The 6236-nt window shown below is 63.8% G+C and carries 10 protein-coding genes; 3 read left to right on the top strand and 7 right to left on the bottom strand.

Annotation, left to right across the window (positions count from 1 at the left end; genetic code table 11):
- Positions 1-212 (bottom strand): hypothetical protein (locus ACTNFJ_RS12440; protein ID WP_444711820.1); only part of this gene is annotated, 212 nt, incomplete at its 3' end.
- Between ACTNFJ_RS12440 and ACTNFJ_RS12435 the strand changes: the two genes are divergently transcribed.
- Entirely contained in the window at positions 205-465 is a 261-nt protein-coding gene (locus ACTNFJ_RS12435; RefSeq protein ID WP_444711819.1) for an integrase core domain-containing protein, read from the top strand. The two genes, ACTNFJ_RS12440 and ACTNFJ_RS12435, sit on opposite strands and share 8 nt — an antisense overlap.
- Positions 466-591: 126 nt before the next feature.
- Here ACTNFJ_RS12435 and ACTNFJ_RS12430 read toward each other — a convergent pair whose 3' ends face one another.
- The 6 genes from ACTNFJ_RS12430 to ACTNFJ_RS12405 form a co-directional block, all read right to left on the bottom strand.
- Positions 592-966: a nuclear transport factor 2 family protein gene (locus tag ACTNFJ_RS12430; protein ID WP_363746636.1), complete on the bottom strand. Its 375-nt coding sequence runs from the start codon at positions 964-966 to the stop codon at positions 592-594.
- 225 nt (positions 967-1191) lie between these two features.
- Complete coding sequence (locus ACTNFJ_RS12425) at positions 1192-2442, bottom strand: IS256 family transposase (protein WP_193591830.1); 1251 nt, start codon at positions 2440-2442, stop codon at positions 1192-1194.
- A gap of 85 nt (positions 2443-2527) precedes the next feature.
- Entirely contained in the window at positions 2528-2818 is a 291-nt protein-coding gene (locus ACTNFJ_RS12420; protein ID WP_363746658.1) for a hypothetical protein, read from the bottom strand.
- Between the two features lie 2 nt (positions 2819-2820).
- A complete protein-coding gene (locus ACTNFJ_RS12415) occupies positions 2821-3186 on the bottom strand; it encodes a hypothetical protein (RefSeq protein ID WP_363746656.1) in 366 nt (121 codons plus the stop codon).
- A 90-nt stretch (positions 3187-3276) separates the two neighbouring features.
- Positions 3277-3513 (bottom strand): ribbon-helix-helix domain-containing protein, encoded by a 237-nt coding sequence (locus ACTNFJ_RS12410; RefSeq protein ID WP_363746654.1) that lies wholly within the window; start codon positions 3511-3513, stop codon positions 3277-3279.
- Positions 3510-4094, bottom strand: coding sequence for an AAA family ATPase (locus ACTNFJ_RS12405; protein ID WP_363746652.1), 585 nt, complete (start codon positions 4092-4094; stop codon positions 3510-3512). The genes ACTNFJ_RS12410 and ACTNFJ_RS12405 overlap by 4 nt, the downstream gene beginning before the upstream one ends.
- A gap of 206 nt (positions 4095-4300) precedes the next feature.
- Here ACTNFJ_RS12405 and ACTNFJ_RS12400 point away from each other — a divergent pair, with 206 nt between their 5' ends.
- Both ACTNFJ_RS12400 and ACTNFJ_RS12395 read left to right on the top strand, forming a co-directional pair.
- Positions 4301-5287: a hypothetical protein gene (locus tag ACTNFJ_RS12400; protein ID WP_435907699.1), complete on the top strand. Its 987-nt coding sequence runs from the start codon at positions 4301-4303 to the stop codon at positions 5285-5287.
- A 565-nt stretch (positions 5288-5852) separates the two neighbouring features.
- Positions 5853-6164 (top strand): hypothetical protein, encoded by a 312-nt coding sequence (locus ACTNFJ_RS12395; RefSeq protein ID WP_435907700.1) that lies wholly within the window; start codon positions 5853-5855, stop codon positions 6162-6164.
- Positions 6165-6236 lie beyond the last annotated feature (72 nt).

The raw sequence follows: 6236 nt of genomic DNA, 5'->3' as shown, positions 1-6236 counted from the left end.
AGGACGCCGCGAAGGTGTCCGAGAAGAAGCTCGCCAAGAAGCCCAAGAAGGTCGCCCGCCGGGCCGAGGAGGCGGTCGAGCGCATCGAGGACGCCATCGGCCGGGCCGGCGTCCGGGCGGCCAAGAGGAAGTCCGCCCCCAAGAAGGCCGCGGATGCCGTGGGCGCCGCCGGCGCGGAGACCATCGTCGCGAAGAAGGCGGCACGTGCGCACCAGGGTGCGCACGCCCGGGCAGAACGGGTCACGCGAACGCGGGTTCGGGACGCTGAAGTACGAGCGACTGTTCCTTGATGAGATCCCCGACGCCTTGACGCTCGTCGAGCGGGCCGAGGACTACCGGACCGAGTACAACACCGTCCGCCCGCACGAAGCGATCGCCTGGAACCGGCCGATGGACGTGCACCTCGGCCTGGCCGACCCCACCATCCCCAACTTCGAAAGAGAAGAAACCCTGCCAACTACTTGACGCGGGACAGCCACACCCAGGCAGATCAGGTTGATGCGGTTGAGTTTGGGGTTCGACGCTGAATCACTCATGTAGCCACGATACTTGAGGGCAAGGCCGCGCAGCGGGCGCGGCAGCCTGAGCGGTCTACGCAGCTGCCTCAGTCTGCTGATAGAGCGCCATTCTCGGCTTCCCATCCACTCGACGGTAAACGCTCGACATGAACGCAGTGTACGGCTCCGTCATTTCTTCCCGAGACGCTGTCGCACGGTACACCAGTACGGCGGCATCGCTACCCGCTTCGACGATCCGAACGTCTGTGATTTCGTAGGCCGCCCAAGCCGGAGAATCGTTGAGTGAAGCCGCGATTTCATCGCGAGTCATCACCCAGCCGTTGGACAGCACAAACAACGCATCGGGCATCATCAACTCGCCGTAGAACGTGCCGCCAGTGGACTCACAAAGCGACTTCCAACCGGCGTGTTCGAGGCTCAGGAGTTCGTCGAGGGTGAATGCACTCATGATTCAAGCCTACGATTCGCCGGCCTCGCCCAAGAGCTGGCGAGCCTCAGCCGATGCCGTGGCACCGTGACGCTCAGTACCGGGCTTAACGCGGGTCAAGTCCCGTGGAGTGGTGTAACCGTTTCGTGATCCTTCAAGGATGTGGGGGCTAGTTTTCGTTGTGATTGCAGATGCTCGCGACGAGCTCACTCACGGTGTCGGAGTACAGCCCAGGAGTGGGGGCGCTCATGCTGCGGCCCCGAGCTCGGGGAGCTCATGGTGCTGGCCGATAGTGTCGGTACCCACGAGCGTGAGGCGGCACCTCGCGAGAACGTCAAGACCGAGGTAACGACGACCCTCGGCCCATTCGTCAGACTGCTCCGCAAGAACGGCCCCGACGAGGCGGGTGATCGCGGCCCGGTTCGGGAAGATCCCCACCACATCGGTCCTGCGGCGGATCTCACGGTTCAGGCGCTCGTTCGGGTTATTCGACCAGATCTGCTGCCACACATCTTTCGGGAACGTGGTGAACGCGAGAATGTCAGCCCGGGCAGCATCGAGGTGGTCGTGCACTTCGGGGAGTTTGTCCTCGACGTAGTCCAGGAGCCGGTCGAATTGGGCCTCAACACTTTTCTGGTCGGGTTGGTCGTACACGGAATGCAGCATCGCTTTCACCGCCGGCCACATGCTCTTCGGGGTCACTGACATCAGGTTCGCAGCGTAGTGCGTGCGACACCGTTGCCACGACGTCCCAGGGAAGTTCGCGCGCATCGCTTCAACGAGGCCAGCGTGCGCGTCAGAGGTGATGAGTTTCACCCCGGTGAGGCCGCGCGCGACAAGGTCTGCGAAGAACCCGTTCCACGCCATCGTGGTCTCCGCGGTCGCCACTTGCATGCCCAGGACTTCCCGATGCCCGTCAGCGTTCACCCCGGTCGCGACGAGCACCATGGTGTTGATCACCCGCCCGCCCTCACGCACTTTCATCGTGAGTGCGTCGCACGCGACGAACGTGAACGGGCCGGCCTCACCTAACGGCCTCGTGCGAAACTCACGCACATGCTCGTCCATATCGGCGGCCATTCGGGAGACCTGCGACTTCGACAGGGAATGGATGCCAAGGGTCTTCACGAGTTTGTCCATCCGCCTCGTTGAGACGCCAGCGAGGTAGGCGTCAGCGACGACGGTGATCATCGCCGCTTCTGAGCGTTTGCGACGTTCGAGGAGCCACTCGGGGAAGTACGTGCCGGAGCGGAGCTTCGGGATCGCGACGTCTATGGTTCCGACACGCGTATCGAGTTCACGGGTGCGGTATCCGTTGCGGGAATTCACTCGGTCAGCAGAGGGCTTCCCGTACTCGGCGCCGCAGATCGCATCTGCTTCGGCTGAGAGGAGGGTGTTGATCATGGTTTGCAGCAGGGTGCGCATCAGATCCGGTGATGCGTCGCCCAGCGCGTTGGTGAGGACGGTGGCAGGGTCGACAATAGAGGGAGTGGTCATCGGTGTGACGCCTTTCGAGTGGGATGTGAGAGTTTCCTCGAAGGAAGATCCCGGTGGCCACGCTGACGTTTACTGGCCGGGATCGTTACACCACTCTACGGGGCACTACTTTAACGCGCAGCTCACCGCGCTCTGCACGGTCGGCCAGCTCCGCGTAGCGAGTGTCGTCGGCCTCGGTGTAAGGGCCATACAGAACCGCGAACTGCTGCGGGTCGTCGACGAGCAGCGTCGTGATCCTCTCGACGGATTCCCGTTCGAGGGGGAAACCATCGTTCAGAACGTACCAACACGCGCTCACGGCCTGCTCGTGCTGCGCCGGGGTGAGGTTGGCAAACAGCTCCGGCCAGCGTTCCTCGAAGTTTGTCTCGGTGCTCATCGTCAGCTCTCCTGCGGCTCGGGATACCAGCGCACCACGGCGTTGTGCGAGTGGGCGCGATGAACGTGGTTCGAGGCGAGCCGGAGTGAGCTGGCGGCAGTGGTCAGTTCGGCGGCGGCCGCGCGGGGGCTGCCGCTGCGGTTGTCGTCCTCGCCCTCGTAATGCTTGCCGTCCTCGACGCGGCTGTGCCAGCTCGCGAGCTGTTCGCACACCTGCGCTACATGGTCGATGATCGCGCCCAGCTCTCCAAGCATCGAGTAGGAATCGCGCGGGTTCGGCACATCGCGGGTCGAGTGCGCCAGGGTGTGCAGCAGTTCCTCGGCTTCGCGGGCGACTTCAAGCTGCCGTTCTTGTTCGTTGATAGCCATAGCCGGTGTTCCTCTCGTTGCTGTCGACGGTACGGGTGACCGCCGACAAATACGGATACTTACAAGCTGACATGTCTACATGTAGACATGTCAGCTTTCGCTCTTGCCTCGCAGTTTCAGCAGTGTCTCTAGTGCCTCGATAGTGAGCGCCTGCAAGGTGGTCTGCTCGTCGACGGCGAGTTTCTTGATTGCCTTGTTCAGCGATACCGGCACGCGGGTCGAGTGCATCACCATCGGCTCGGCCAGCGCGCCGCCGGCCTTGAGGTCGTCCACCCGCGTCGGCGGGGTTTTCTTCCGTGCGCTATCGAATACGTTGCCGACGCTCATTTCACGAGTCCTTTCAGCTCCGCGAGCACGTCAGCGTAGACGCCCGCATCGGTGATCTTCTGCCCGTAGGCCATTGCGAGCGCCTGGGCCTGCGGAACTTCGGTGTCGAGTACCGGGATACCGAACGGCTCCAGCGCCTCGCGCACCTGAGCGGCGGCAACGGTGCGCTTCACCACGCGAGTCAGCAACACCACGGCGGTCGCATCAGTGAGCGCCTGCACTTCCTCGACGAGCTGCACCGTCTCGGCGTACTGCGCGAAGTCGCCGCCTGTGGGCTGCATCGGGATTACGACCAGATCGGCTGCGCGCAGCGCCGAGGTCGTCACACCGAGGTCGCCAGGCGGGGTGTCGATTACGACGTGATCGTGCGAGGCACCGAGCCACGTCTGTTTGTGGATCGTGGGTTTCGGGTGCGCGGTCACATCCCATTCCAGTGCGTTCGCCCAGTTGAGCGCGTCTCCCTGCGGGTCGGCGTCGACCACGAGCACGCTGTCGCCCGCCGTCTTGAGCGCGGCCGCCAGGTGCATCACGGTCGAGGTTTTCCCCGTGCCGCCTTTCAGGTTCACTACTGCGATCTTCATAAGGCAAGTCTACATGTAGACATGTCTACTTGTAAATGCGTTGATATTTCTAGAAATAGCAAGTCTGAATGTAGACATGTAAGCAACAGCGATATGGTGCCGTAGGATAAACAGAACGAGCCGCCCCCGTTGGCACCGGGAACGGCTCGCCGCACCGACGAGAGCCGCCGGCGCGTAACACCCCCTGAACAGACCAGGAGGCTCTAGTGAGCGTACCGAACCAAGACCCCCTGAGCTTGCCCGACTGGATGCGTCGGCAGCTCGACCATGCCACCGCCGTTGAGCACGGCGAAGCGAACGAGCGTCGCGGCATCGTGCTCGGCAACGGCTACTTCTCGCTGACACCGATGGACGAGCAACCCGCCCGTGAATGGCAGGGGCAGAACTCGTACACATCGTGGTCGATCAGCGCCGGCAAGGTACTCACTAAGCACGGTGAATGGGTCGAGGCTCCCGTGCCCTCGGGGAAACCGGCGCTGCTGATCGGTGCAGCAATCGCAACGAAGATCCGCTCGACCGTCAAGGCCGGCGGCAACCCGCTCGACGGGATCGGCCTTGAAGAGACGCAGCGCTCTCTCGCGGCCGACCTCGGCTACCCATCGACCGGCGGCCGCCAGCACCAGGAACTCACCCGCCAGGTCACCGGGTTCGCCGTCTCGACATTCCACATGGCCGAGTGGGGGCCGGAAGACGCCGAGGGTGGCCGCCGCTACCGCCAGCAGTCGACGACACTTGCGAGCGGCGTGCAGCTCTACGTGCCCGGCTGGGGCGACGTGCTCGACGGCCTCGACTCGTACATCGTGCCCTCGCAGCTCCTCGTCGACCTGGCGCTCGATCCCAAGACCCCGCCGGCGCGCCTCGACGCCCTCGCGCGCATGTCAGGGCCGTTCCCGATGCAGGTTGCCGCGTGGCTTGAGAAAGTGCTGTTCTCGATCAAGGACGGCCCCCGGCGCGAGCGCATCTTCGAGTGGGCCGACCTCTACGACGAACTCACCCACGGCTACAAGCGCCTCGACAACTTCCGTGCCCGGTTCCGCGCCGCGCTCGACGAGGCAGCCGCCACGCGCCGAATCCACGGCCACGGCATCGAGACAAACTTCGCCATTGATCGGGTGCCCGGCCGACGCGGTGGGGGAACCGTGCTCATCATCCGGCGTAGCCCGCTGCTCAGACTCCCTGCCGACGAGCTGTAGCAGCCTATTTCCCTACCGAGCGCCACACCCCTAGCAGTCGTCATTTCCCTACTGAACGACTCGCCCCGAACCCTGTGGATAACCAGCTCCGTGAGTCGTTCAGTAGGGAAACCGTGAGTCGTTCAGTAGGGAAATACGCGCGTCTCGATCTACTCCCGTCTGGGGTGTCGTTGTTCCCTAGTTCTCTTCTTACCTAGTTCTCTCTTTTACCTACTTACCGACGTAACTCAAGACCGCGCGCGTGCGCGAACTAGACCGTGTTGTCGGCAGGTTCTCGACGAGCTGCGCCCGTCTCGGGGCTGCCGCGGGTTTCGCAAGCGAAACCCTTGCCCTCAGAGGGATTGGTTACGCCCGCACTTCCCACGGATGGGGTGACGATACACCGTCAGGTGCAGCTCACGCTCACAACGGAACACCCCGGAGACGCACGAGAACGGCCCTGGGAGCGACGCGAGTGCGTTTGCGGTAGTTCCTCCAGGCGAGAGGCTTTTGAGGGCGCTAGAGGCCCTTCTGCGAGGCTCGCTCGGCTTGGTAATCAAGCTGTGACTGTCTACGAGGAGGAATCATGAGCGGCATCACCGAAATGATCGAACGGGCAGCAGCAGACGCCGAGAACCACCAGGGCGGCCCCGGCCAGATTCGCGGCCAGCGCCGAGCCGGGGCCGCGACCCCCGCCGTGCTCTCGGTACGTCTCACGACTGAACAGCTCACAGAACTGGCAGCCCGAGCCGAGGCCGCCGGGCAGCCCGCTTCGGCCTACGCACGCGGCATCTTCCTCGACGCCCTCGGCTCGGGCGACCGCGACAAGATCGCAGCGAAGCTCGAAGCGGTGCTGCGCCACACCCTCGCTCCCGAGGTGCTGGCACACAACCCGTAGACGCACCAAGGGGGTAAGCGTCGAAGGCGATGCCGTCGCGGGCGCCCCCCCCGGGGGTGGTTTTGTGTACGA

It is taken from the genome of Leucobacter shiyiweii (assembly GCF_052446065.1).
Lineage (GTDB): Bacteria > Actinomycetota > Actinomycetes > Actinomycetales > Microbacteriaceae > Leucobacter.
Note: the sequence above shows the minus strand (reverse complement) of the source record. Positions and strands in the feature narration are given on the sequence as shown.